We start from the raw sequence: 22,683 nt of genomic DNA, 5'->3' as shown, positions 1-22,683 counted from the left end.
CCTGCACCGTCCTCGTGGCGCGCCGGCGGAGCCGCTCCCGTGGCTGAGTCGACCTGGCCCGCCGAGCCGCTGATCCTTGCCGCGCAGGGCGGGGACCTCGATGCCGTCACCGCACTGGTCTCCGGATCGCACCCGAACGTGCGGAGGTTCGCGTACTCGCTGTGCGCCTCCCCCGAGGACGCCGAGGACGCGGCCCAGGAGGCGCTGATCATCCTCTACCGGAAGATCGGCATGCTCCGCGCTTCCGGCGCCCTGGCCTCGTGGATGTTCCGCATCGTCCGCAACGAGTGCATGCGCCGGGCCCGGCTGGTGCCGCGCGAGCGCGCCCCGCTGCCCGACTCCGCCGTGATGTCGGCCGAGGACGAGGTACTGGAGCACCTGGAGGCCTCCCGGGTGGCGCGGGCGATCGCCGCCCTCCCCGCCGACCAGCGGCGGGTGCTGATCATGCGGGACATCCAGGGCTACAGCGGGCGGATGGCGGCGGACGCGCTCGGGCTCAGCCCCGCCGCGATGAAATCACGGCTGCACCGGGCCCGCGCGGCCCTGCGCCACACCCTGTACCCGGCTCCTGGAGGCAACGATGACGATCACTGACGGCCCCGACTTCGCGAGCTCGTCCCTGCCCCGGCACCTGCTCCGCGGCACGGTCGGTCTCGGCGCCCTGATCGGCGCCTTCGCCCTCCTCCCGATCTACGGACCGGTCACCCTGGCCCTCGCCCCGATCGGCCTGGTGGCCCTGCGCGGCTGCCCGATGTGCTGGGCGATCGGACTGGCCCAGACGCTCTCGCGGGGCCGCCTGCAACGGGAGTGCACGGACGGCCGCTGCGAACTGAAGCCGGCCTCCCGCTGATGGCCGGCACGGGATCAACCGTGCCGTCCCGGCCACCGATTGACGGATTCCGCAGCAGCGCGCGCCCACCTGCTGGGCCAGGATGAGACCTCCTCAACCCAGCTTCGTGGAGGCAGAACCATGCGCGTATCCGCCCTGTCCGCCACCGCCGCCCTCGTGGTCGCGACCCTCGCAGGAGGCGCGGCCCCGGCCGCTGCCGACACCCCGGCCGGCCCGGTCCTCCAGGCCGACCTGGAGGCCGGCAAGGGCCTCCACCACAACGTCGGGACGGTGTTCTACGAGCGCGTCGACGGCGAGGTGAACTCGGTACGGATCATCTCGGTGCACATCACCAGCGGCGAGCGCGACTGTGCGTGGGTGTCGTGGAACGACCCGCACAACGTGAACGGCTGGTCCAACCTGACCACTGAGCCCTCCTGCAACGGCACCGGCCTGGGTGAGTACCCCGGCCTGATCATCAAGGCTCCGGTCGGCCACCCGCTCAAGGTGCGCCTGTACGCCGACCACCCCGGCTCCGACGTGGTGCACAAGGACATCGAGAAGCTCTGACCGGGCGTGGGGGGCGGGCCGGGCCGGGGCGCTACGAGCCGTCGCCGGCCTGCTCGTGCCCGAAGGCGGCGAGGAGCTCGCTCTCGCCCGGGGCGGTGAACAGCCGCTTGGGCAGCGCCACGAGACACGTCCGCCGGCGCGAGCGGCCCACGAACACGTGCAGCCGGGGCGTCTCGTGGTAGTAGCGCACCTCGTCCCACACGATCCGCTGCGACTCGCCGCCGCGGAACACCTCGATGCCCCTACCGTCCACCACGACCCGCTTCTCCTCGGCGGCCCTGCCGCTGCGGAAGCCCCGGGCCACCACCCACCGCGGGAGGACCAGCAGCACGACGAGGCCGTACACCACCGCGATCCCGAGGGGGACGGGGTGCACGGTGAGACCGCCGGACGACAGCGTCACGCTCGCCGCGGCGAGGAAGACCGTGGTGAGGGCGGCCACCGCCCGGCCCCGCCGGAACAGCCCCGCCGCCTTGGCGGCCTCGTCGTACTCGTCCCTGGTCAGGCTGCCGGTGGCGCTGAAGGACACCTCACGTATCTCACTCACGGGAGCGGAGCCTAACGCTCCGCCCCCATGCCCGAAAGCGCGTTCCGCCCAGCCCCGCCGGCCCGCTACCGCCGCAGCAGCGTCACCACCGCCGCACCGCCCAGCCCGATGTTGTGCGCCAGCCCCACCCGCGCCCCCTCGACCTGCCGCGGACCGGCCTCGCCGCGCAACTGCCACACCAGCTCCGCCGCCTGCGCCAGCCCCGTCGCCCCCAGCGGATGCCCCTTGGAGATCAGCCCGCCGGAGGGGTTCACCACCCACCGCCCGCCGTACGTCGTCGCGCCCGACTCCACCAGCTTCCCGGCGGCACCGTCCTCGCACATGCCCAGCGCCTCGTACGTCAGCAGCTCGTTGATCGAGAAGCAGTCGTGCAGCTCCACCACGTCCACGTCCTCGATGCCGAGCCCCGAGGCCTCGTACGCCTGCCGGGCCGCCGCCGCCGTCATCGGCTTGCCGACCACGTCGATGCACGAGCCCGAGGCGAAGGAGGCCTCGGTGTCCGTCGTCATCGACTGTCCGACGATCTCCACCGCCTTGTCGTGCAGCCCGTGCCGCACCAGGAACCGCTCGGACACCACCAGCGCCGCCGCCGCGCCGTCCGAGGTCGGCGAGCACTGGAGCTTCGTCAGCGGCGCGTGGATCTCCTTCGCCGCCAGGATCTCCTCGACCGAGTACACGTCCTGGAACTGCGCGTTCGGGTTGTTCGCCGAGTGGCGGTGGTTCTTCGCGCCGACCGCCGCGAGCTGCGCGGCCGTGGTCCCGTACCGCTCCATGTGTTCCCGCGCCGCGTTGCCGAAGATCTGCGCCGTGGGCGGGGACATCTCGAAGCCGTGGCCCGCGGCCATGATCCCGTAGTGCCGGGCCACCGGGGACGTCTTGAAGGATTCATCAGCGGCTCCGCCGCGGGCACCCCCGTCCGCTCCCCCGCCCAGCGCGCCGCGCTTCATCTTCTCGAAGCCCAGCGCCAGCACGCAGTCGCTGATCCCGCCCTGCACGAACTGCCGCGCCATCATCAGCGCCGTCGAGCCCGTCGCGCAGTTGTTGTTGACGTTGTAGACCGGCACCCCGGAGAGCCCCAGCTCGTACGCGGCCCGCTGGCCGGCGGTGGAGGCCTGGAAGCAGTAGCCCACCGGGACCTGTTCGACCAGTCCGTAGTCGATGCCCGCGTCCGCGAGCGCCGCCGATCCTGCCTCCCGCACCATGTCCCAGTACTGCCAGTCCCGCGACTCCGGCTTCTCGAACTTCGTCATGCCGACGCCCACGATGTACGACTTCATGCCCGACAACTCCTAGTCCCTGGGTAGGCCGAGGATCCGCTCGGCGACGACATTGAGCTGGACCTGCGTGGTGCCCCCGGCGATGGTCAGGCAGCGGGACATGAGCATCCCGTGCACCGCCCGCTCCCCCGCCCCCTCCCGCACCGCGCCCGCCGGTCCCAGCAGTTCGAGCGCGAGCTCGGCGGTCCGCTGCTGGTGCGGGGTCTGGACGAGCTTGCGTACGGAGGCGCCCGCGCCGGGCTCCAGCCCCGACACCTGCTGGAGTGTGGTGCGCAGCCCGATGCAGGCCAGGGCGTGCGCCTCGGCGGCGAGTGCGCCGATCCGCGCCCGGTAGGTGCCGTCGAGGTCGGCGGCGCGCGCGAGGAGCGCCTCCAGGCCCGTGTCGAAGGTCATCTGGTCGGCCATGTGGACGCGTTCGTTGCCGAGGGTGTTGCGGGCCACCTTCCAGCCGCCGTCCGCCGCGCCGACCAGCGCGTCCGCCGGGAGCTCCACGTCGTCGAAGTACACCTCGTTGAAGAGGGCCTCGCCGGTGATCTCCTTCAGCGGCCGGACGTCGATGCCGGGGGTGTTCTTCATGTCGACGACGAAGTAGCCGAGACCCTTGTGCTTGGGCGCGTCCGGGTCGGTACGGGCCAGCAGGATCCCGAAGTCGGCGCTGTGCGCGGAACTCGTCCACACCTTCTGCCCGTTGACCTTCCAGGAGCCGTCCTCCCCGCGCTCCGCCCGGGTCCGCAGCGAGGCCAGGTCGGAGCCCGCGCCCGGCTCCGAGAAGAGCTGGCACCAGGTGATGTCGCCGCGCAGGGTCGCCGCGACGTAGGCCTCCCGCTGGGCGGGCGTCCCGTAGGCGAGCAGCGAGGGCACCACCCAGGTGGCGATCCCGAGGTCGGCGACCTTCACGCCGGCCGCGCTCAGCTCCTGCTGGACGACGAGCTGCTCGACGGGGCCCGCGCCGATCCCGTAGGGCGGCGGCAGATGGGGCGCCGCGTAGCCGGTGGGGGCCAGGATCCGGCGGGCGGCGGCCGGGCCCTGCCCGCGCGCGCCCTCGATGGCGGCGCGCGCCTTGGCCCGGTGAGCCTCGGCCTGGACCGGCAGCTCCAGGCGCAGCTCGCGCCGCGCACCCCCCGCCGCGCACCGCACGGCCCGTACGCGGTGCCCGTCGCCGGACCCCAGTAGCTGGCGGGCGACCAGCGCCCGCCGCAGGTAGATGTGGGCGTCGTGCTCCCAGGTGAAGCCGATCCCGCCGAGGAGCTGGATGCAGTCCTTGGCGCAGGAGTAGGCGGCGTCCAGGGCTGTCCCGGCGGCGAGGGCGGCGACCAGCGCGCGCACGTCGGCGGGCTCGTCCATCGCCTGCGCGGCGTCCCAGGCCAGCGCCCGGGCCTGTTCCAGCCGGACCAGCATGTCGGCGCACAGGTGCTTGACGCCCTGGAACTGCCCGATGGGCCGGCCGAACTGCTCGCGCACCTTGGCGTACTCGGCGGCGGTGTGCAGCGCCCAGGCGGCGGTGCCGCAGGCGTCGGCGGCGAAGAGCGTGCAGGCCAGGTCCCGGACCAGGGCCGCGTCCAGCGCCAGCAGCCGGTCCGGGGCGGTGACGACCCCGCGCGCCCGCACCTCGGCGGTGGGGCGGGTGGGGTCGGCGCTGTCGTGCGTGCGGATGTCCAGCGCGGCGGCGTCCACGGCGAACCAGCGGGTGCCGTCCGCGGCCTCGGCGGCGAGCAGCACCAGGTCGGCCTCCCCGGCGCCGAGGACGGGCGGGGCGAGTCCGTCGAGCAGGTGGCCGCCGCCCTCGACGGCGACGGCGGTCAGGGTCCCCGGCCCGAGCGCGACCGCCCCGACCCGGCCTTCGAGCGGCTCGGCGCCGGCCCGGTCCAGCAGTACGGAGGCCAGCGCGCTCGGCAGGTACGCCCCGGGCAGCGCGGCCCGGGCCGTCTCCTCGACGACGACGGCGAGGTCGAGCAGGGTGCCGCCGTCCAGGTGCGGGTCGAGCAGCCCCTGCGCGGTCAGCGCGTCCCAGTAGGCGGGCCGCGCCCCGGTCTGCGGCGGGGTGTCGAGCAGCTTGCGGACCTCCTCGGGAGGCACGGCCCGCGCGACCCACCCGCGCACCGCCTCGGCCAACTCGCGCTGCTCCTGCGTGATTCCGATGCCCATGCGCGGCAGACTAGAACACGTTCCAATCTGACGGAAGGTCAGATGGAGGGTCATTCAGGGACCGGGGGGCGGGAACCGCTGCCGGAAGGAGGGGCGTCCCTCGATGGACAAGATCGATTACGGGTTCGAAGGGGTCTGGAATGACCGGCACAGCCACCCGATACCTCTACCTCGCCCGGCACGGCGAGGCCTCACCGGACGAGAGCGGGCTCACCGAGGCGGGCCGACGGCAGGCCGCACTGCTCGGCCGGCGCCTGCGGGACGTCCCCCTCGCTGCCGTCCACCACGGCCCGCTGCCCCGGGCACAGCAGACGGCACACCTGATCGGCGACCAGCTGACGAACGTCCCCCTGCACCTTTCGGACGCCGCCGGCGACTACGTCCCCTACCTGCCGGAAAGGGAGGAACTCCCGGCGGAATCAGCCGACTACTACCTCGACTTCCTCGCCGGTGCGAGCGCCGAGGAGCGCGAGCACGGACCCGCACTGGCCCGCCGGGCGATGGACCTGTTCACCGGGCCGGTGGACGGCACGGAGGACCGGCACGAACTGGTCGTCACCCACAACTTCCTGGTCGCCTGGCTCGTCCGGGAGGCCATGTACGCACCGAAATGGCGCTGGCTCGGCCTCAACCACTCCAACGCCGCCCTGACCGTCATCCGCTACGCGCCCGGCCGGCCCGCAACCGTTCTGTGCTCCAACGACATGCGGCACCTGCCGGCCGAACTGCGCTGGACCGGCTTCCCGCCCGAGTTGCACGTCTGAAAGAGACCGTCCGGGGGCGCGGTTTCCCGCGCCCCCTCGGGTGGTGCCCGGCCGGCGAGCCGGTTCAGAGGAACCACATGAACTGGACCCTGATGGAGAGGTCCTCGGGCCAGCGCGCTTCCATGCGGACCTTCACCTTTCCTCCGTCCAGGCCGACCACGCTGTGCAGGGTGACGACCGCGGATCCCATGATGGGCTTGTCGGTGACGGGGCTGAATTCCGCGATGCCGGCGAGCACCATGGCGTACGCTCCGCCGAAGCCGGGCAGCTTCACCTCCCCGTCGAAGACACCGTGGCCCCGGAAGTCGAAGGACTGCGAGGCCATCTCCGGATTGAACTGCGCCTCGCCCCCGCTTCCGCCTGTGGACGGGATGCCTTGCCGGGGCTCGGCCTGCACTGCGCTGCCGCTTGCCGTGTTCTGGGTCATGTCCGTTCCCTTCGGTGAGGGGGATCCCGGTATGGCACATGACGTGCAGGTGTCCGCACGCCACGCCTGTGCGGGGATCTCCGGAGGACCGGGCCGTGTGCGCCGGCGGCTCGACGGGGGAGGATGTCTCCGCCTCGCGGTCCGAGCCGACCGCGGAAGTTCCGGTCTGCTTCTCATCGTGGGCCGGATCCCGGTCGCCGCGACCCCCTGACTTCAGGGATGTACGAACCGCGGATCAGCGGGTCAGCGCGGCGCCGAGTTCATCGCGCCCGTCCGCCCCGGTCTTGCGGAAGACGGCCTTGAGGTGGTCGTTGACCGTGTACGCGGACAGGTCGAGGCGGCGGGCGATCTGCTTGACGGACGCCCCCGTGCGGAGCTGCGTGACGACGTCGCGCTCCCGGGGGGTGATGCCGTACCACGCGCACAACGACGGCAGGACCAGGTCCCATGTGGCCCCCTGGACGACGAGGGCCACATCGCCTGCGGCGCCCGCGTCGAGCACCTGCCCCTGACAGGTGGTCCAGCGGCCGGAGGCGGCCGGGGGCGCGCACACCAGGGGAAGCGCCCCGCCCTGACGGCGGGCTTGCGTCCGGGCGACGAGGGAGAGCGAGACGAAGAAGGCTTCCGGCACCCACGAGGGGATGGCGTGCGCCGACCACTGGTCCAGCCACAGCTGCGCCTGGGGGCTGACCGCCTTGATCCGGTGGTCGGGACCGACGGTGATCACTCCCGCCGACAGAGGGGGAACCTCGGGGCAGAGCGGACCGGACGTCGCGTACCGGCGCAGGGCTGCCATCAGTGCCGGTACGAGCCGGGCCGCCCGCCGGAGGTCGTCCTGGCCGAACGGCGCGGCACCTTCACAGCGGAGCAGCCCGAGAGCCCCCCACACGCCATGCCTGTCCTGGAGGAGCAGACGCAGCTCGGAACTCGCACCGTGGGCGGTGAGGATCTTCCGCACACGCGGGTCGGGCACGGGCGACCCGTCGGTGCCCGCGCCCACGACGACGGCCGGGGTCCGCAGGAGGGTCGGATCCGCCGACCGCTGCGGGCCGCCCCCCAGATGCCGGTGCATGACGAGCTCCATGACCAGCGCGGGGTCGTACTGGTGCCAGAAACTGAAACTGCCCAGCCCAGGACCGGTTGCCGGGTCGGTGCCCACCAGGCTCAGCGCGTCGTGGGCCACGATGGGGGCGAGCACACGCGAAATCCCCGCTCCGACCTGCTCGGGCCCGGCGTTCTGGCGGGCCGCGGCATAGAGGTCACACGCCAGACGCCTGTCATCGAAGAACGTAAGGCTCACATCACCCCATTATCACCGCATGCGCCCGGTGCGGCCCAGGCCGGCGGCGGCCGGTGCCGCCGGCGGGCCGGAAAGACGCTCGTCCCGTAGTCGCGGGCAAGTCGCCGCGGGGCGTAAGGCCTCAAAGGCGGTCCGAGTGCACCCGCAGATAGCGGGTCCACCGACTCACTTCACCCCAACTCGGGCTTATATACAGGCTGTTGAGTACCCATGGGCCGTTCACTATAGTCGGCGTGAACACGGCCGGCCTGGGTCCGAGCGTGCCGCTTTCGGGAAGTGACTCCCCTTCGTGGCGGCCGATTTGGCGCCGGCGAAATCACGCCACTACGTAGGGGGATGAACCATGCGCATGAAGCGGACCCTGGCACTCCTGGTTGCCTCAGCTGCTGTCACGCTCGGAATGGCCACCCCGGCCAGCGCGTACGCATGCCAGACCGGCTTTTTCTGTCTCTACTACAACTCCAACCAGGCCGGCGCCCGATGGTTCACGGACGGGGATGTACCCAATCTCGCCGGGGAAGAATTCACCACGTGGGCCAATGGTGAGGGCGAGCCGGTGAAGAACAATGCCGCGTCGACCCAGAACGCTTCGAACTACTGCTACCGGGTCTACTACAACTCGAACTACGCCGGCCCGTACGACACCGTTCCGGCCCACTCGTCCCGGAACCTTGTGAACACGTACAACAACAACGCTTCCGTCAGGGACCTGATCTGCTGAGCATCGGCGCCTGAACGTGCACCGGGAAGGGTGTTCCGCAACCGCCCTCGCGGCTGCGGAACACCCTTCCTTGCCCCTGTAGAGGAATCCCGTGAACGTGACCACCCCATCCTCCAGAGCGTGTGCCGGCATGGCGGTGCTCCTGCTTCCGCTCCTGTCCGCCTGCACGGCCGACACCGCCGGTCCCGGCGGAACAGCAGGCCCGACGGCGGCGCACCGGCTCGCCGACAGCAAGGCCCTCACACTGCCCCTGGACGCATACCTGCTGACGACGACCGACGCGGGCACGCTCGCCCGCGGGCGCGATTCCCTCATGCAGCGGTGCCTTGCCGGATTCGGCGTCCCATATACCCCTAAAGCTCTGGGAAACACCGATATCGAAACGAACGAGCGGCGCTACGGCCTGGCCGACGCCGAGCTCGCGAAGGAACACGGATATCACGTGCCCGACATGGACAAACGGGCCGAAGACTATCCATCGTCGGCCATGCCGCTCGTCAGGGGCGACGTGACCACCTACAACGGCGTGGCCGTACCGCAAGGCGGATGCATCGGAGAGGTACAGAGGGGACTTTTCGAGGTCGAGCTGCAGGACGCCTTGGATCTTGCCCATAAGCTCAACATGGAAAGCTACACGAAGTCGCAGAAGGCTCCCACGGTGGTGAAAGCGACCGGGGAATGGTCGAACTGCATGAAGGGATCCGGGCACACCTACCCCGACCCCCTCGCCGCAATCAACGACAAAGAATTCAGTGGCGCATCCGCCGGCCCCCACGAGAAGGAAGTGGCACTCGCCGACGTACGGTGCAAGCAGAAGGTGAACCTGATCGGCATATGGTCCGACGCCGAAAGTGAATACCAGCGGTTCCTGATCGAGTCCAATTCGAGCGCCCTGGCCGGTCCGCTGCTCGCCAAGCAGAAAACCATGTCCGCCGCGAAGGCGGCGACAGGGCAGTAGAGCGGGCGGGCCGGGAGGTCGCGGAGACGGCCGTAGGCTGGCCGGGACTCATCCCCGACGGGCAGGAGGCCACGATGACCGGGACGACCGGGACGACGGTGGAGCAGGTCATGGCCGAGCTGGCCGGGCTGGAGGACCCGAAGACGCGCGCGGTGAACGAGCGACACGGTGACGATCACGGCGTGAACCTCACCAAGCTGCGCGCGGTCGCCAAGCGGCTCAAGACACAGCAGGACCTCGCACGCGAACTCTGGAAGACCGAAGACACCGCGGCCAGGCTCCTGGCGCTGCTGATCTGCCGCCCGAAGGCCTTCGAGCGCGACGAGCTGGACACCATGCTGCGCGAGGCCCGCACCCCCAAGGTGCACGACTGGCTCGTGAACTACATCGTGAAGAAGAGCCCGCACTGCGAAGAACTGCGCCTCGCCTGGTTCGCGGATCCCGACCCGGTGGTCGCGAGCGCCGGCTGGGCACTGACCACCGAGCGGGTCGCGAAGAAGCCCGACGGCCTCGATCTCCCGGGGCTGCTCGATGCCATCGAGGCGGAGATGAAGGACGCCCCGGAGCGTCTGCAGTGGGCGATGAACCACTGCCTGGCCCAGATCGGGATCGAGCACCCCGAGTACCGCGCCCGCGCCATCGACATCGGCGAGCGCCTGGAAGTCCTCAAGGACTACCCGACCCCTCCGAACTGCACGTCCCCGTTCGCGCCCGCCTGGATCGGCGAGATGGTGCGACGTCAGCAGGAGAAGCAGTAGGAGGGGCGCTCAGCCGGGTTTGACCGGCACGGGCTTCAGTGCCGCCTTGGCGACCTCCTTGGCCTTCTGCTCACAGCCCCCGGGCTGGTAGAGCCCGACCCAGACGACCAGGTTGCCGTGCCGGACGGAGAGCGCACAGGTCCATTCGGTACTGCCGGGGGACGCCCAGTACGCCCCGTCGCCGAACCCGAGGTTGTTCACCCGCTTCCCCCCGGCCGCGGCCGTGGCGAAACCGGCCTGCTGGAGCCTCGCGTTGGCCCCGTCGTCACCGCCCCGCTTGACGTCCCACCGGACCAGCGCGGTCCGCCGGCCGGCCAAGGAGTCGTACCAGGTACACATCGTGTGCACCTCGGTCTTGTTCGCGCTGTGGAAGTCCTGCTTGGCATCCCGCCCGGTCAGGGGGAGGTACTGGGTGGCCTTCTGGCAGGCCGGTACGTCGGCGTAGGCCGCGGGATCGGCGCCTTCCGCCGCCCGGTGGTCCAGGGTGTACGCACCCACACCGACCCCCGTCGCCACCAGCACTCCGGCAGCCACCAGCGCCACCGTCCGCGACCGCCTCCGGGGCGGGGTCGGCGCCGGCTCGGCCGGCGGGGCGGACTCCGTGGCCTCGGCCGCCCGCTCCACCACCACGGCGGGCTCCGGCTCCGGAACCGGCTCAGGGAGCGGTTCCGGCGGCGCCACCACGGTCGCCGTGTCGGCGGACAGCAGCCGGTCGATGTCCGCCCGCTGCGCGGCCTGCATCCGGTACACGGCGGGCGGCCACTGCAGGCCTGTCGGAGCGACCGGCCCGAGGAGTTCGAGCAGCTGCGCCGGGGTGGGCCTGGCCGCCGGGTCCTTGGCCAGGCAGCGCTCCACGATCCCGCGCAGCCCGTCGGGCACGGCACTCAGGTCGGGGGTGGAGTGCACCACGTCGTAGAGCGTCCGGAGGGTCGAGGCCCCGGCGAAGGGGCTGCTGCCCGTGAACGCCATGACCAGCATCGATCCGAGCGAGAACACATCGCTCGCCGGTGTCAGCGGCTTGCTCTCGGCCTGCTCGGGCGACATGAAGGAGGGCGAACCGATCACCCAGCCGGTGCGCGTCAGCCCGCTGTCGCCCTCGACCTCGCCCTCGGTGGCCCGCGCGATGCCGAGGTCGATGACGCGTACGCCGTCCTCGGTGAGGAGCACGTTGTCGGGCTTGAGGTCCCGGTGGATCAGCCCCGCCCGGTGGATCTCCGCGAGCGCCGACGCGAGCCCCGCCGCCAGCCGGTGGACGACGGCTTCCTCCAGCACGCCGTCCGCCTTGACCACGGCCCCCAGCGAGGGCCCGGACACGAACACCGAGGCCAGCCACGGTGTCGGCGCGTCCGGGTCGGCATCCATGACGGCCGCCGTATAGGCACCGGAGACCTTGCGCGAGGCCGCGACCTCGCGCCGGAAACGGGCCCGGAAGTCCTCGTCGTCGGCGAAGTGCGCGAGCACCTGCTTGACGGCGACGAGCCGCCCGTCGGGCCCCGCGCACAGCAGTACCCGCCCCATGCCTCCCTGCCCGAGCACGCCGGCCACCTTGAACGGCCCCACGTGCGTCGGACCGGCTGGTCCTACGCGCTCCATTCCCCCGACTCCCTCCCCGTCGTCAGGGAGCGGATCATACCGAGAGGGACTTCACGAAGGCCTCGAACGCCGCCGGGTGGACGGTGAAGACGGGACCCTCGGGGTCCTTGGAGTCCCGGACGGCGACGCGGCAGGGCTGCGCGGCGATCTCGATGCACTGGCCGCCGTTGTCACCGCTGTACGAGGACTTGAGCCAGCCGGTGTCACCGAGCGGCGCGCACTCGACGCAGTCCCCGGCGGTCCCGCTGTACGAAGACTTACGCCACTGCGCGACCGTCAGGTTCCGGATGGTGTCCATAACGCTCCTCCATTACGCAGGCGATCCGTGCCGCCGAGCCCTCCAGGGACAGGGCGGATGCCTGCAAATGATCGTATCGGAGCGAACCCTCCCTGAGAGCTTGCGGATTGGCCGTCATATGGCCCTGCACGAAGTCCTCGGTGTAGACGATGTCGGGGTCACCCTCGAACCGAAGAAGGCAGAACGATCCCATCACCCCCGCGTGGGCACCCACCTCGAACGGCAGGATCTGTACCTTCACCCACTCCCTCCTCTGCAGGGCCAGCAAGTGGGCGAGCTGGTTCCGCATGACCTCGCGGCCACCGATCTCCTGATGCAACACCGCCTCACTCATCACCACCCAGATCAGTGGCGGGTCTTCGCGGTCGAGTGGCCGCTGCCGATCAATCCGCGCGGCCACCTTCCCGTCCAGGTCCCCCTCGGTCCGCGCGCCGAGCACGGCCCGCGCGTAGGCCGGCGTCTGCAGCAGCCCGTCCACCAACTGTGCCTGGAATGAGTAAATGTACGAGGCCCGCGCCTCCATCTCCGCGTACGGCTGGAACCAGGTCGGCAGCTGACTCCGCAGCACCAGACCCACCAGTCGCGAGAACAGACCGCCAGTGCCCAGCGCGGCATCCACCCGCTCGGAGAAGTCCCGGGTCGGGATGCGCTTCGTCGTCTCGATCTGGCCGATCAGGGAGCCCGTACAGAAGATGATCTCGCCCAACTGTGCCTGCTTCAGGCCCGCCTGCTCCCTCAGCCGCCGCAGTTCGTAGCCGTAGTAGTCCAGCGGCGAGGCGCTGGGATCGAGCTCGCGGATCTTGACCATGAGGTGGTCACCCCCAAGTTCACGCTGTGCGTTCGGCGTTCGTTTCGCCCTGTCGCCGAACGTAATCAGTCGACTGCGCTCCGGTGGTACGAATCACGCACTCGGTCGCGGTCGGTCAGAAGCGGTCGTCAGCCGCTCCACTCACATGCGGCGATAATGCTCTGCCGAACTGATCTTGCGGTGACGGGGGCCTGGCAGGTGCGGGAAGTGATCGAAGACCGGTACGCGCTGGCCGAGTTGCTCGGCCGGGGCGGCTTCGGCGAGGTGTGGCGGGCCGAGGACAGCCGGGTGGGCCGCCAGGTCGCCGTCAAGATCGGATATCCGCAGACGCCGGAGGACACCCGCCGCTTCGAGCGGGAGGCCAGTCTCGCCGGGAATCTCGCGCACCCCAACATCGCCACCATCCACGACTTCGGCCGCACCGAACGCGAGGGGCGCGACGCCGTCTACCTCGTCATGGAGCTGCTCCGGGGCCGCAGCCTGGCCGAGGTGCTGGAAGCCGGCGTACCGCCGCTCGCGGACGCCCTGGAGTGGGCCGGGCGCATCGCGGACGCGCTGGGGGCGGCCCACGCCGCCGGGATCGTCCACCGGGACGTCAAGCCGGCCAACGTGATGGTCACCGACGGCGGGCTGACGAAGGTGCTCGACTTCGGCATCGCCAAGGCCGGGGGCGCCGCTGGCGCCGCCACCACGACGGGCCTGACGGCCACCGGCATGATCATCGGCTCCTTCCCGTACATGGCTCCCGAGCGGTGGACCGGCGGGGCCAACGGTGTGCCCGTCGACGGGCGGGCCGACCTGTACGCCCTGGGCTGCGTGCTGACGGAGCTGCTGACCGGCATCCGTCCCTTCGCCGCGCGCGAGATGCACGAGCTGCTCGCCCAGCACCTCACGACCGCGCCGCCCGCGCCGAGTTCGCTGCGGGCGGGACTGCCGGCCGCACTGGACTCCCTCGTACTGGAGCTGCTCGCGAAGGACCCGGCGGACCGGCCCGCGGACGCGGCCGAGGTGTCCCGGCGGCTGGCGGAGATCGCCCGGAGCGAGGCCCCCGTACCGCAAGGACCGACACCGACACCGGCGGTGTCCTTCCCGCCCCCGCCGTCCTACGCCCCCACCGTGCACACCGCGGCCGCCGATCCGGTCCGCGCGATGCTGGAGCGCAGGCTGACGCAGCTGCTGGAGGACGAACCGGCCGACGTCGTGGAACGGCTCCGCATGCTGACCGACGACCTGACCGAGGAGCTCGGCGCCCAGGACGCCCTGACGGTGCGGGCCGCCTACCACCGCGTGATGCGGGTCCCGGGGCCGTCCAGAACGATCGATCTGGAACGCCTGCTGCCGCGCATGGTGCGGGTCCTGGGCCTGGACCACCCGGACACGATCACCGGGCGTGCCGCCTGGGTCGGGGAAGCGGCGGCCTTCGGGCCCGGTGACGGCCGCCGGCACGAGCAGGAGCTGCGCGAGATCGTCGAGCAGGCGACGCGGGTGTTCGGCACGCACGCCCTGGTCACGCTGACCGCCCGCTACCACCTCGCGTCGGCCATGCACCGCGGCGCCCACGCCCGCGACGGCCAGTGGGACGCGCGCAGCCGGGAGCGCGCGCTGAGCGAGCGCGCCTGGCTGGGGCCGCTGCTGCCCGACCTGGAATGGGCCCTGACCGCCGGCAGTCCCGTCCTGCTGGACGTGCGGCGCAGGCTGGCCCACGACGCCTGGCTGGTCGGCGACATCGCCGGCGCCGCGCTCCTGTACTGGCGGCTCTTCCCCGACCTCGCCGAACTCGCCGAGCGCGGCAATCCGGAAGTGGCCCACCGGGTGCTCCGCGCCATCGGCGAGGCGGGCGATCCGGCTGCCGCCCTGGCGCACCTGAACCCGCTGCTGCGCCGGCTCCCCTTCCTCCCCGGCATGCAGGAGTTGGCCCAGGAGGTCTCCGACACCCGGGCGGACTTCCGGCGTGCCGTACGGGAACAGCGGCGGGCCGAGGGGACGGGCGGGCCGGGCGGCCTGTCCCGGCTGTTCGGCCGCTGACCGGGCGGCGGCGTACGAGCGCACCCCGGCCGTAGCGTCCTACCAGCGGGTAAGGCACCATGGGCCGCCACACACGATCACCGCCGGAGGAACCATGGCCACCCCCAAGCCGGAGACCCTCGCCGCCTTCGAGGCCGCCAAGGGGTTCATGCCCGTACGCGAGGGCCTCGCCCTGTACGAGGCGGCCGCCGCGGCCGGGGCGCTCGGGCTGCCGCTGCTGGAGGTCGGCACGTACTGCGGCCGCTCCACCATCCTGCTCGCCGATGCCGCCCGCGAGGCCGGCGTGGCGGCGATCACCGTCGACCACCACCGGGGCAGCGAGGAGCAGCAGCCGGGCTGGGAGTACCACGACCCGACGGTCGTGGACCCGGAGGTCGGGCTGATGGACACCCTGCCGACCTTCCGCCGGACCCTCCACAAGGCCGGGCTGGAGGACCACGTGATCGCGATCGTCGGCCGGTCCCCGCAGGTCGCGGCCGCCTGGGGAGGCAAGCTCGGCTTCGTCTTCATCGACGGCGGCCACACGGACGAGCACGCGAGCGGCGACTACGAGGGCTGGGCCCCGCACGTCGCGGAGGGCGGCACGCTCGTGATCCACGACGTCTTCCCGGACCCGGCCGACGGCGGCCAGGCCCCGTACCGGATCTATCTGCGGGCTCTGGCCTCCGGCGCCTTCGAGGAGATCTCCGTCACCGACTCGCTGCGTGTGCTGCGGCGTACGGGCGCGGGCATCTGAGGGCTGGGGGCACGCTCATCAGGCCGGTCAGCTGACCTGATGAACGCCAGGCATACCATCGCACCACGCCTTCGGATGGCCTACGGTCCGGACGGGCGCCGGTAGCCCGGTCTAGCATCGCGGCGTGCGCAACGACAACAGTCCCCCGCCCCCCGAGTCCGGCTCGTCCATCGACCCGGACCGGTCCTGGTTCACCCGGCGCTCCACGCTCGTCGTCGGGGTTGCCGCGCTCGCCCCGGCCGCTCTGGCGGGCTGGGTCCTGACCCAGGCGTTCGCCGGGCCGGGGTCCGACGGGCCGTCCCGCTCGGCGCCCACGTCCTCCTCGCACTCGGCGCTGTCGCCGGGCCAGCGGGACGCGAAGCCGGGCTCCACCCCGAGCGAGGGCGCGAGTACGAGCCCCAGCGCCAGTCAGAGCACCACGGCTGCAGCGCCCGCACCCGCACCCGCACCCGCCAAGGGCCCGCTCACCGGCCGGACCGTGGTCGTCGACCCCGGCCACAACGCCGGGAACTTCGAGCACACCGACGAGATCGACCAGCAGGTCGACATCGGCACGGGCCGCAAGGAGTGCGACACCACCGGCACGACCACCAACGCCGGCTACAAGGAGGCGGACTTCACCCTCGACGTCTCCCGGCGCCTGCGGACCGCGCTGGAGGCCCAGGGGGCCAAGGTCGTCCTCACCCACCAGGCCGACCGCCCCTGGGGGCCCTGCATCACCGAGCGCGCCCGCATCGGCAACGAGGCGAAGGCCGACGCCGTCGTGTCCGTCCACGCCGACGGGGTCTCGGCGGGCAACCGCGGCTTCCACATCATCCTCCCGGCCAAGGTCAAGGGCGGCGCCGCGGACACCGCGAAAATCGTCGGACCGTCCCGGGAGCTGGGCGAGCGGATCGCCGGGAACTTCGCCCGCACCACCGGCTCCGCCCCCGCCAACTACCTGGGCAGCGGTACCGGCTTGGTCGTCCGGGACGACCTCGGCGGACTGAACCTGTCAACTCAGCCCAAGGTGTTCATCGAATGCGGCAACATGCGTGACGCCAAGGACGCGGCGCAGCTGACGAGTCCGGAGTGGCGGCAGAAGGCGGCTCAGGGCATCGCGGACGGCATCGTCGGCTTCCTGGGCGGGTAGTCCCCCTCGGGAGTCCGGCGGGACCACCCGCCGACCCGATCATCTCGGCCGTCGGAAACCTCCGTACCATGGTGCAGCCCGCCCTGCTGCAGACACGTTCTGCGACCGTGGCACCACGAGACGACGACCGAGACCGAGAAGGACACCTGAGACGTGAACATCCGCTCCCTCACTCGAGGCGACGGCGTGGTGATCGGAGCAGCGGCGCTGCTGTTCATCGCCTCGTTCCTCGACTTCTACTCCGCCACCGGCGTCGACCGGCCGAGCCCGTGGGACCTCGGCTCCAACCACCTGACGCTCCCCAGCATCTTCCTGCTCGGCTTCATCGCCGCCGGTCTGCTGATCGCGGCCCGCTTCCAGCCCGAGCGCAAGCTGGCCGGCCTGCCGCTGACGGCGTGGGGCACCGTGCTCGCCGTCTCCGCCGCCTGGTCGTCGGTGTGGGCGCTCATCGCGTGCCCGGAGATTTTCGACCTGGGCGCGGGCTCCTTCCTCGCCCTCATCGCCACGCTGGCTCTGGCCGGTGTGGCCGTGGCCGGGGCGAAGGTCCCGGCCCTCGCCGGCCAGCTCGTCCCGGAACCGCGGCCCGCCGCCGTCCCGCCGTACGCGGGCCAGCCGGGCCAGCCCCAGCCGGGTGCCGGGTACGGCTACCCGGGTGCGCAGCAGACCCCGTACGGTTCCACGCCGCAGCCGGTCCCGCCGTACGGCGGCACGCCGAACCCGGCCCCGGGTCCCGGTCCGCAGGACTCCCAGCACACCCCGGCCCCGGCCCCGGCGGCGGACTTCACGCCGTTCTGGTTCGCGGTGCCGGTGGCCCGTCCCCTCTACGGGGAGGACGGCTCCCCGACCCCGATCGCCGAACTCGCCCCGGGCACCTGGTACCTGGCCGTCGAGCAGCGTGGCGCGGCCACTCTGATCGCCCAGACCCAGGACGGCCGCCGCGGCGTGCTGAACGACACCTCGGGCATCCAGCGCGGCTGACCGCCGCCCGGACCGACCGAGCCGACGGCCCCCCGCCCTTCCGGGCGGGGGGCCGTTGCCCTACAGTCACCTGACGCCTCGTCAGATTCTGAAGGGACCGCAGATGCGCCTCGGACTCGCACTCGGCTACTGGGGCCGCGGCCCCGCCCCCGCCCACCTCGACCTCGCCACCGAGGCCGAGAACCTCGGCTACCACTCGGTGTGGACCGCCGAAGCCTGGGGCTCGGACGCCTTCACCCCGCTGACCTGGATCGCCGCGCACACCTCGCGGATCCGCCTCGGCACGGCCATCGCGCAGATGGCCGCCCGCACCCCGACCGCCACGGCCATGCACGCCCTGACCCTGGACCACCTCTCCGGCGGCCGGATGATGCTCGGCCTCGGCCTCTCCGGGCCCCAGGTCGTCGAGGGCTGGTACGGTCGCCCCTTCCCCTCCAGCCCGCTCACGGCCACCCGCGAGTACGTGGACGTCATCCGCCAGGTGCTGCGCCGCGAGGCCCCCGTCGCTCTCGACGGCCGCTTCCACCAGCACCCGTACCGCGGGGAGGACGGCACCGGCATCGGCAAACCCCTCAAGCCGATCACCCACCCGCTCCGCGCGGACCTGCCCCTCCTCCTAGGCGCGGAGGGCCCGAAGAACATCGCCCAGACCACCCGGATCGCGGACGGCTGGCTCCCCCTGTACTGGTCCCCGACCCGCACCGACGTCTACCAGGCCTCCCTCACCGGCCTCCCCGAGGGCTTCATGATCGCGCCGATGGCCCGCGCCAAGGTCTGCGACGACGTCGCGGAGGGACTGCTCCCGGTCAAGGCGATGCTCGGCTTCTACATCGGCGGCATGGGCCACGCGGCCCGCAACTTCCACGCCGACCTGATGGCCCGCATGGGCTACGAGGAGGAGGCTCGCCGCATCCAGGAGCTGTTCCTCGCGGGCCGCAAGGAGGAGGCGGTCCTGGCCGTACCGGACGAGTTCGCCGACGAGATCTCGCTCGTCGGCCCCCGGGAACGGATCGCCGAACGCCTGGACCTCTGGCGCAAGGGCCCGGTGACGGACCTCCTCCTGACGGCCCCGGACCCCCACACCCTGCGCGTCCTGGCGGAACTCAACAGCTGAGCGCGTTCGTCAAGATTCGGCCTGCGGTACGGCCTCCAGCAGCTCCTGCACATCCAGCGGCATGACGGCGATCTCGATGCTCCCACCGCCGTCGTAGGCGCAAGTGACGATCCGCGAGCCGGGGTTGATGGAGATCCCCTCCTTCACGGACGGCACCCGCACCCCGGTGGCCCGCCCGCCGGGCAACACGACGGCCTCCCCGCGCGCCGGAACCCACCGGGCCACGCCTTCCTCGGCGTACACCCGGCCCATCCGCCAGCGGCCTTCACCGGCCGGGATCCGGGCCATGCCGGGAATCCCGGGCACGGGCCCGGCGGCCGTCCGCGCACGATGCTTGCGCCGCAACAGCCACCCGGCCGCCACGGCGCCGAGCACAACCCCCACGATCTCGATCACCCACCCATTGTCCCTTGCCCTGGCCGGGCGGCGCGTTTCCGGCTGCGGCCCGGTGGCCACGCCTCAAGCGCCGGCGGGGCTGGGTGGGTCACGGCTGGGCGGGGTCGGGTCCGGGGGGTGGGGGTGCGGGGCCGCCGGCGGGTGTCTCCTCGGCTCGCGCGTGACGGGCCATCTCGGCCGTACCCGGCGGTTGCACGCTCGTCCTGCGGGGACACCCCCCACCGTCCCCACACCCCCACCCCGGCCGGATCCGCCCGCCTCCAACCAGGGCCGTGGGGTGGGGACACTCCGGGGGCTCCCCGCAGGACGAGCGCGCAACCCAGGCCGTACGGCGCCCGGCCGACCACGCCCCCGGCCGGGCGGCCAAACCCAGCCCCGCCGGCGCTTGAGGCGCGACCGCCAGGCCGCAGCCGAAACCGCTAGCCGCCCAGCTGCGACACGCTCGGAACCTTGTCCGTCACCGTCGCACCCGCACTCTGGCCCGCTTCCTTCACACTGCTGATGACACTGTCGAAGGCATCGATGTCACCGTCACCCGCCTGCCCCTTGCGCAGCTTGCTGCCGAGCCCCTTGAGGGACTCGATGCCCGCCGTGAGCGGGGCCACCGCCTTCGCCAGCAGCGGGTCGCCCTTGGCGTTCTCGGCCGCCGCCTTGAGCCGGTTGTACGCGAACGCACCCGCGAGGCCCGCCTTGATCAGCGCGAAGGTGCGTCCCTTGGCACCCTTCTTGAACTTGCCCGCGCGGTACGGCTTGACGATCCACTGGTAGGTCGCACCGGCCGCGAGCCCCGCGTTGGCGACGAAGCGCGTCTTGGCGAACTTCTGCTTCTCCGCGGACGTGCTGGGCGACGGCGTCGCGGCGGCCAGTTCGTCGGCCTCGGCGGCGACGGGCTCCGCCGCCGCGAGGGCGGCCAGCTCCCCCATCGACGCGGCGGAGAGCTCCTCGCGCGGGCCGTTTCCGCCACTGCCGCATGCGGTGGCGCCGACCATCAGCGCGGTGGACAGCACCACGGCGGTGACGGCGCGGCGGAATCGGACGGTCGTGGGTACGGACACGGTTTCCTCCGGGGACTGAGGCGTCCTCCGCAGCCTCACCCCGGTCCCCCCGCCCCGCCACCGGGGGAACCCGTTCGGGTTTACGACGCGTCAAGGCGGCAACACGCGCTGCATGAGCACTCACACACGAGTACGCACCCGGGGAAGCAGTCAGGCAGGCCGCGCCGTCGCACTGGTGGCGGACGTGCTCGCCTTCGTCATCGGACTCTGGATCCTGCTCTACCTGCTGGAGGCCAACCAGGGCAACGCCCTGGTCGACCTCGTCCACGACGTCGCGTCCTGGCTGGCGGCCTGGTCCTACGACCTGTTCACCTTCAGCCGCGAATGGGTCCAGGTCGTCATCGGCTACGGCATCGCCGCCGTGGCCTACCTCCTCGTCGGCCACGCCATAGCCGGCTGGCTCTACCGCCGCTGAGCCGGCCGCCCGGTCAGCCGCAGCAGTCGGGCTCCAGCCCGGCCGGGAGCGAGGTCCCGCCGAACACCTCGGTGGTGGCCTCGTCCCCGCCGAGCGCCGCGACGGCGAGCAGCAGCGACCCGGCCGTCCAGGTGGTCTGCTCCACCGGCCAGACGGCCTCGTCCTGGAACACGTACCCCGTCCAGTACATGCCGTTGTCCGCGCGCAGGTGGGTGATCGACCGCAGGATCTCCAGCGCCCGGTCCGACTCGCCCGTCGCCCACAGGGCGAGCGCCAGCTCGCAGGACTCGCCGCCCGTCACCCACGGGTTGGGCAGCACGCAGCGCACGCCCAGGTCCGGGACCACGAACTCGTCCCAGCGCTCCTCGATGCGCGCCTTGGCCTCCGAACCGGTCAGGGCCCCGCCCAGGACCGGGTAGTACCAGTCCATCGAGTAGTGGTTCTTGTCGAGGAACCGCTCCGGGTGACGCCGGATGGCGTGCCGCAGCGCGCCCGCCGCGAGCTCCCAGTCGGGCTGCGGCTCCTCGCGGTGCTCGGCGATGGCCAGCGCGCAGCGCAGCGCCTGGTGGATGGAGGAGGAGCCGGTCAGGAGGGCGTCGGTGACGGCCGTGCCGTCCGCCTCCCGCTTCCAGCCGATCTCGCCGCCCGGCTGCTGGAGCGTCAGGACGCACTCCACGGCCGCGTACACGGCAGGCCACATGCGGTCGAGGAAGGAGTCGTCGCCGGTGGAGAGGTAGTGGTGCCACACGCCGACGGCTATGTACGCGGTGAAGTTGCTCTCGCGGCTCGCGTCCTGCGGCTCCGCGGTGTCCACCCCGTCGGGCCGGTCGGCGTAGGCCGCGTACCAGGAACCGTCCTGGTTCTGGTGCCGGGCCAGCCACGCGTACGCCCGCTCCGCCGCCTCGTGCTCACCGGCCGCGTCCAGCGCCATCGCGGCCTCGGTGTGGTCCCACGGGTCGAGGTGGTGCCCGCGGAACCACGGTATGGCCCCGTCGGCGCGCTGCGCGGCGAGGATCCCCGCCACCGTCCGGGCGGCCTCCTCGGCCGTCAGCACGCCGTCCAGGACCAGGTGTTCGGTGCGCCCCGGCGTGCTCACTGGGCCGCGCTGACGGGGAGGTGGGGCTTGGTCGCGTACACCACGAAGCTCTTGCCGATGAGCGGGTTCAGGGCCTGCTCGGCGAGCCGCGTGGCCAGCGGCTTCTTCATGATGTCCCAGACCAGGAGCTTGTGGTACGCCTTGACGGGCAGCGCCTTGTCGTTGTCGACGCCGAAGGCGCACTTGAGCCACCAGTACGGGGAGTGCAGGCCGTGCGCGTGGTGCGTGCCGTACGGCTTGAGGCCCGCGGCCTTCATCTTGCCGAGCAGCTCGTCCGCCTTGTAGATGCGGATGTGGCCGCCCTCGACCTCGTGGTAGGCGTCGGAGAGCGCCCAGCAGATCTTCTCGGGGCCGTAGCGCGGCACGGTGATGGCGATGCGCCCGCCGGGCTTGAGGACGCGCACCATTTCGGCGAGCACGCCCTTGTCGTCGTGGATGTGCTCCATCACCTCGGAGATGATGACGACGTCGAAGGAGTCGTCGGGGAAGGGCAGTGCGAGCGCGTCGCCCTCCATCGCGGTGGCGGTGGCTCCGGCGGGGGCCTCACCGGCCTCCTTCATCGCTGCGAACCACTTGGCGACCTCGCGGATCTCCTCGCCGTTGCGGTCGACGGCGACCACCTGGGCGCCTCTCCGGTAGCACTCGAAGGCGTGCCGGCCTGCGCCGCAGCCCAGGTCGAGTACGCGGTCGCCTGCGGCGAGCGGGAACCGGGAGAAATCGACGGTCAGCACGGGGTCCTGC

25 protein-coding genes are annotated in these 22,683 nt (G+C 71.9%); 13 read left to right on the top strand and 12 right to left on the bottom strand.

The features are described 5' to 3' along the window. The first annotated feature begins 39 nt into the window (after nucleotides 1-39). From KO717_RS25195 to KO717_RS25185, 3 genes are all read left to right on the top strand, one after another. Nucleotides 40-594 carry an RNA polymerase sigma factor gene (locus tag KO717_RS25195; RefSeq protein ID WP_301371503.1) on the top strand — a complete coding sequence of 185 codons (555 nt, stop codon included), beginning with the start codon at nucleotides 40-42 and terminating at the stop codon, nucleotides 592-594. Beyond that, on the top strand, nucleotides 581-850 hold the full coding sequence (locus KO717_RS25190; RefSeq protein ID WP_301371502.1) for a hypothetical protein: 270 nt from the start codon (nucleotides 581-583) through the stop codon (nucleotides 848-850). The genes KO717_RS25195 and KO717_RS25190 overlap by 14 nt, the downstream gene beginning before the upstream one ends. Nucleotides 851-970: 120 nt before the next feature. After that, nucleotides 971-1,399, top strand: coding sequence for a hypothetical protein (locus KO717_RS25185; RefSeq protein WP_301371501.1), 429 nt, complete (start codon nucleotides 971-973; stop codon nucleotides 1,397-1,399). A 31-nt stretch (nucleotides 1,400-1,430) separates the two neighbouring features. Here the strand turns inward: KO717_RS25185 and KO717_RS25180 are convergent, their stop codons facing one another. From KO717_RS25180 to KO717_RS25170, 3 genes are all read right to left on the bottom strand, one after another. After that, nucleotides 1,431-1,946, bottom strand: coding sequence for a YcxB family protein (locus tag KO717_RS25180; RefSeq protein ID WP_301371500.1), 516 nt, complete (start codon nucleotides 1,944-1,946; stop codon nucleotides 1,431-1,433). Nucleotides 1,947-2,011: 65 nt separating this feature from the next. Beyond that, complete coding sequence (locus KO717_RS25175; RefSeq protein ID WP_301371499.1) at nucleotides 2,012-3,223, bottom strand: lipid-transfer protein; 1,212 nt, start codon at nucleotides 3,221-3,223, stop codon at nucleotides 2,012-2,014. A 12-nt stretch (nucleotides 3,224-3,235) separates the two neighbouring features. Continuing rightward, nucleotides 3,236-5,368: an acyl-CoA dehydrogenase gene (locus KO717_RS25170; protein WP_301371498.1), complete on the bottom strand. Its 2,133-nt coding sequence runs from the start codon at nucleotides 5,366-5,368 to the stop codon at nucleotides 3,236-3,238. A 140-nt stretch (nucleotides 5,369-5,508) separates the two neighbouring features. Here KO717_RS25170 and KO717_RS25165 point away from each other — a divergent pair, with 140 nt between their 5' ends. Next, entirely contained in the window at nucleotides 5,509-6,132 is a 624-nt protein-coding gene (locus tag KO717_RS25165; RefSeq protein WP_301371497.1) for a histidine phosphatase family protein, read from the top strand. Between the two features lie 64 nt (nucleotides 6,133-6,196). On the opposite strand, the gene KO717_RS25160 is transcribed toward KO717_RS25165, so the two are convergent. After that, nucleotides 6,197-6,559, bottom strand: a complete 363-nt coding sequence (locus KO717_RS25160; protein ID WP_301371496.1) for a hypothetical protein — start codon at nucleotides 6,557-6,559, stop codon at nucleotides 6,197-6,199. Nucleotides 6,560-6,794: 235 nt separating this feature from the next. After that, nucleotides 6,795-7,757, bottom strand: coding sequence for a helix-turn-helix transcriptional regulator (locus KO717_RS25155; protein ID WP_301371495.1), 963 nt, complete (start codon nucleotides 7,755-7,757; stop codon nucleotides 6,795-6,797). Between the two features lie 451 nt (nucleotides 7,758-8,208). Here KO717_RS25155 and KO717_RS25150 point away from each other — a divergent pair, with 451 nt between their 5' ends. The 3 genes from KO717_RS25150 (at nucleotide 8,209) to KO717_RS25140 (ending at nucleotide 10,296) form a co-directional block, all read left to right on the top strand. Then, nucleotides 8,209-8,580 carry a peptidase inhibitor family I36 protein gene (locus KO717_RS25150; protein WP_301371494.1) on the top strand — a complete coding sequence of 124 codons (372 nt, stop codon included), beginning with the start codon at nucleotides 8,209-8,211 and terminating at the stop codon, nucleotides 8,578-8,580. Between the two features lie 91 nt (nucleotides 8,581-8,671). After that, nucleotides 8,672-9,538: a hypothetical protein gene (locus KO717_RS25145; RefSeq protein WP_301371493.1), complete on the top strand. Its 867-nt coding sequence runs from the start codon at nucleotides 8,672-8,674 to the stop codon at nucleotides 9,536-9,538. A 74-nt stretch (nucleotides 9,539-9,612) separates the two neighbouring features. Further along, entirely contained in the window at nucleotides 9,613-10,296 is a 684-nt protein-coding gene (locus KO717_RS25140; protein WP_301371492.1) for a DNA alkylation repair protein, read from the top strand. Between the two features lie 9 nt (nucleotides 10,297-10,305). Here KO717_RS25140 and KO717_RS25135 read toward each other — a convergent pair whose 3' ends face one another. The 3 genes from KO717_RS25135 to KO717_RS25125 all read right to left on the bottom strand — a co-directional run bounded on the left by KO717_RS25135 (nucleotide 10,306) and on the right by KO717_RS25125 (nucleotide 12,995). Continuing rightward, nucleotides 10,306-11,832 (bottom strand): serine/threonine-protein kinase, encoded by a 1,527-nt coding sequence (locus KO717_RS25135; RefSeq protein WP_301371491.1) that lies wholly within the window; start codon nucleotides 11,830-11,832, stop codon nucleotides 10,306-10,308. A gap of 91 nt (nucleotides 11,833-11,923) precedes the next feature. After that, on the bottom strand, nucleotides 11,924-12,187 hold the full coding sequence (locus tag KO717_RS25130) for a DUF397 domain-containing protein (RefSeq protein WP_301371490.1): 264 nt from the start codon (nucleotides 12,185-12,187) through the stop codon (nucleotides 11,924-11,926). Beyond that, nucleotides 12,147-12,995 carry a helix-turn-helix domain-containing protein gene (locus KO717_RS25125; RefSeq protein ID WP_301371489.1) on the bottom strand — a complete coding sequence of 283 codons (849 nt, stop codon included), beginning with the start codon at nucleotides 12,993-12,995 and terminating at the stop codon, nucleotides 12,147-12,149. The genes KO717_RS25130 and KO717_RS25125 overlap by 41 nt, the downstream gene beginning before the upstream one ends. Before the next feature lie 207 nt (nucleotides 12,996-13,202). Here KO717_RS25125 and KO717_RS25120 point away from each other — a divergent pair, with 207 nt between their 5' ends. The 5 genes from KO717_RS25120 (at nucleotide 13,203) to KO717_RS25100 (ending at nucleotide 18,980) form a co-directional block, all read left to right on the top strand. Continuing rightward, entirely contained in the window at nucleotides 13,203-15,020 is a 1,818-nt protein-coding gene (locus KO717_RS25120) for a serine/threonine-protein kinase (protein WP_301371488.1), read from the top strand. A 94-nt stretch (nucleotides 15,021-15,114) separates the two neighbouring features. Beyond that, entirely contained in the window at nucleotides 15,115-15,756 is a 642-nt protein-coding gene (locus tag KO717_RS25115) for a class I SAM-dependent methyltransferase (protein WP_301371487.1), read from the top strand. Between the two features lie 124 nt (nucleotides 15,757-15,880). Next, the gene (locus KO717_RS25110; RefSeq protein ID WP_301371486.1) at nucleotides 15,881-16,888 is read left to right on the top strand and encodes an N-acetylmuramoyl-L-alanine amidase; all 1,008 of its coding nucleotides are present in this window, start codon (nucleotides 15,881-15,883) and stop codon (nucleotides 16,886-16,888) included. Between the two features lie 153 nt (nucleotides 16,889-17,041). Further along, nucleotides 17,042-17,866 (top strand): hypothetical protein, encoded by an 825-nt coding sequence (locus KO717_RS25105; RefSeq protein WP_301371485.1) that lies wholly within the window; start codon nucleotides 17,042-17,044, stop codon nucleotides 17,864-17,866. Between the two features lie 103 nt (nucleotides 17,867-17,969). Beyond that, nucleotides 17,970-18,980: an LLM class F420-dependent oxidoreductase gene (locus KO717_RS25100; protein ID WP_301371484.1), complete on the top strand. Its 1,011-nt coding sequence runs from the start codon at nucleotides 17,970-17,972 to the stop codon at nucleotides 18,978-18,980. Between the two features lie 9 nt (nucleotides 18,981-18,989). Here KO717_RS25100 and KO717_RS25095 read toward each other — a convergent pair whose 3' ends face one another. Together KO717_RS25095 and KO717_RS25090 are read right to left on the bottom strand one after the other, a co-directional pair. Then, nucleotides 18,990-19,376, bottom strand: a complete 387-nt coding sequence (locus tag KO717_RS25095; RefSeq protein WP_301371483.1) for a hypothetical protein — start codon at nucleotides 19,374-19,376, stop codon at nucleotides 18,990-18,992. 419 nt (nucleotides 19,377-19,795) lie between these two features. Then, the gene (locus KO717_RS25090; protein WP_301374733.1) at nucleotides 19,796-20,365 is read right to left on the bottom strand and encodes a hypothetical protein; all 570 of its coding nucleotides are present in this window, start codon (nucleotides 20,363-20,365) and stop codon (nucleotides 19,796-19,798) included. A gap of 178 nt (nucleotides 20,366-20,543) precedes the next feature. Between KO717_RS25090 and KO717_RS25085 the strand changes: the two genes are divergently transcribed. Beyond that, nucleotides 20,544-20,846 (top strand): hypothetical protein, encoded by a 303-nt coding sequence (locus KO717_RS25085; RefSeq protein ID WP_301371482.1) that lies wholly within the window; start codon nucleotides 20,544-20,546, stop codon nucleotides 20,844-20,846. A gap of 13 nt (nucleotides 20,847-20,859) precedes the next feature. On the opposite strand, the gene KO717_RS25080 is transcribed toward KO717_RS25085, so the two are convergent. Together KO717_RS25080 and KO717_RS25075 are read right to left on the bottom strand one after the other, a co-directional pair. Continuing rightward, the gene (locus KO717_RS25080; protein ID WP_301371481.1) at nucleotides 20,860-21,942 is read right to left on the bottom strand and encodes a prenyltransferase; all 1,083 of its coding nucleotides are present in this window, start codon (nucleotides 21,940-21,942) and stop codon (nucleotides 20,860-20,862) included. Beyond that, the gene (locus KO717_RS25075; protein WP_301371480.1) at nucleotides 21,939-22,673 is read right to left on the bottom strand and encodes a class I SAM-dependent methyltransferase; all 735 of its coding nucleotides are present in this window, start codon (nucleotides 22,671-22,673) and stop codon (nucleotides 21,939-21,941) included. The genes KO717_RS25080 and KO717_RS25075 overlap by 4 nt, the downstream gene beginning before the upstream one ends. Between the last annotated feature and the right edge of the window lie 10 nt (nucleotides 22,674-22,683).

The organism is Streptomyces xanthophaeus, from assembly GCF_030440515.1.
Classification (GTDB): Bacteria; Actinomycetota; Actinomycetes; order Streptomycetales; family Streptomycetaceae; genus Streptomyces; species Streptomyces kutzneri.
This window is presented reverse-complemented; position numbering and strand designations above follow the sequence as displayed.

What these genes read in the sequence shown, in the direction of transcription:
- KO717_RS25140 (WP_301371492.1), top strand. Translation starts at nt 9,613, where the DNA reads ATGACCGGGACGACCGGGACGACGGTGGAGCAGGTCATGGCCGAGCTG.
- KO717_RS25125 (WP_301371489.1), bottom strand. Translation starts at nt 12,995, where the DNA reads ATGGTCAAGATCCGCGAGCTCGATCCCAGCGCCTCGCCGCTGGACTAC.
- KO717_RS25165 (WP_301371497.1), top strand. Translation starts at nt 5,509, where the DNA reads ATGACCGGCACAGCCACCCGATACCTCTACCTCGCCCGGCACGGCGAG.
- KO717_RS25150 (WP_301371494.1), top strand. Translation starts at nt 8,209, where the DNA reads ATGAAGCGGACCCTGGCACTCCTGGTTGCCTCAGCTGCTGTCACGCTC.
- KO717_RS25090 (WP_301374733.1), bottom strand. Translation starts at nt 20,365, where the DNA reads ATGGTCGGCGCCACCGCATGCGGCAGTGGCGGAAACGGCCCGCGCGAG.
- KO717_RS25175 (WP_301371499.1), bottom strand. Translation starts at nt 3,223, where the DNA reads ATGAAGTCGTACATCGTGGGCGTCGGCATGACGAAGTTCGAGAAGCCG.
- KO717_RS25100 (WP_301371484.1), top strand. Translation starts at nt 17,970, where the DNA reads ATGCGCCTCGGACTCGCACTCGGCTACTGGGGCCGCGGCCCCGCCCCC.
- KO717_RS25130 (WP_301371490.1), bottom strand. Translation starts at nt 12,187, where the DNA reads ATGGACACCATCCGGAACCTGACGGTCGCGCAGTGGCGTAAGTCTTCG.
- KO717_RS25160 (WP_301371496.1), bottom strand. Translation starts at nt 6,559, where the DNA reads ATGACCCAGAACACGGCAAGCGGCAGCGCAGTGCAGGCCGAGCCCCGG.
- KO717_RS25185 (WP_301371501.1), top strand. Translation starts at nt 971, where the DNA reads ATGCGCGTATCCGCCCTGTCCGCCACCGCCGCCCTCGTGGTCGCGACC.
- KO717_RS25085 (WP_301371482.1), top strand. Translation starts at nt 20,544, where the DNA reads ATGAGCACTCACACACGAGTACGCACCCGGGGAAGCAGTCAGGCAGGC.
- KO717_RS25170 (WP_301371498.1), bottom strand. Translation starts at nt 5,368, where the DNA reads ATGGGCATCGGAATCACGCAGGAGCAGCGCGAGTTGGCCGAGGCGGTG.
- KO717_RS25115 (WP_301371487.1), top strand. Translation starts at nt 15,115, where the DNA reads ATGGCCACCCCCAAGCCGGAGACCCTCGCCGCCTTCGAGGCCGCCAAG.
- KO717_RS25190 (WP_301371502.1), top strand. Translation starts at nt 581, where the DNA reads ATGACGATCACTGACGGCCCCGACTTCGCGAGCTCGTCCCTGCCCCGG.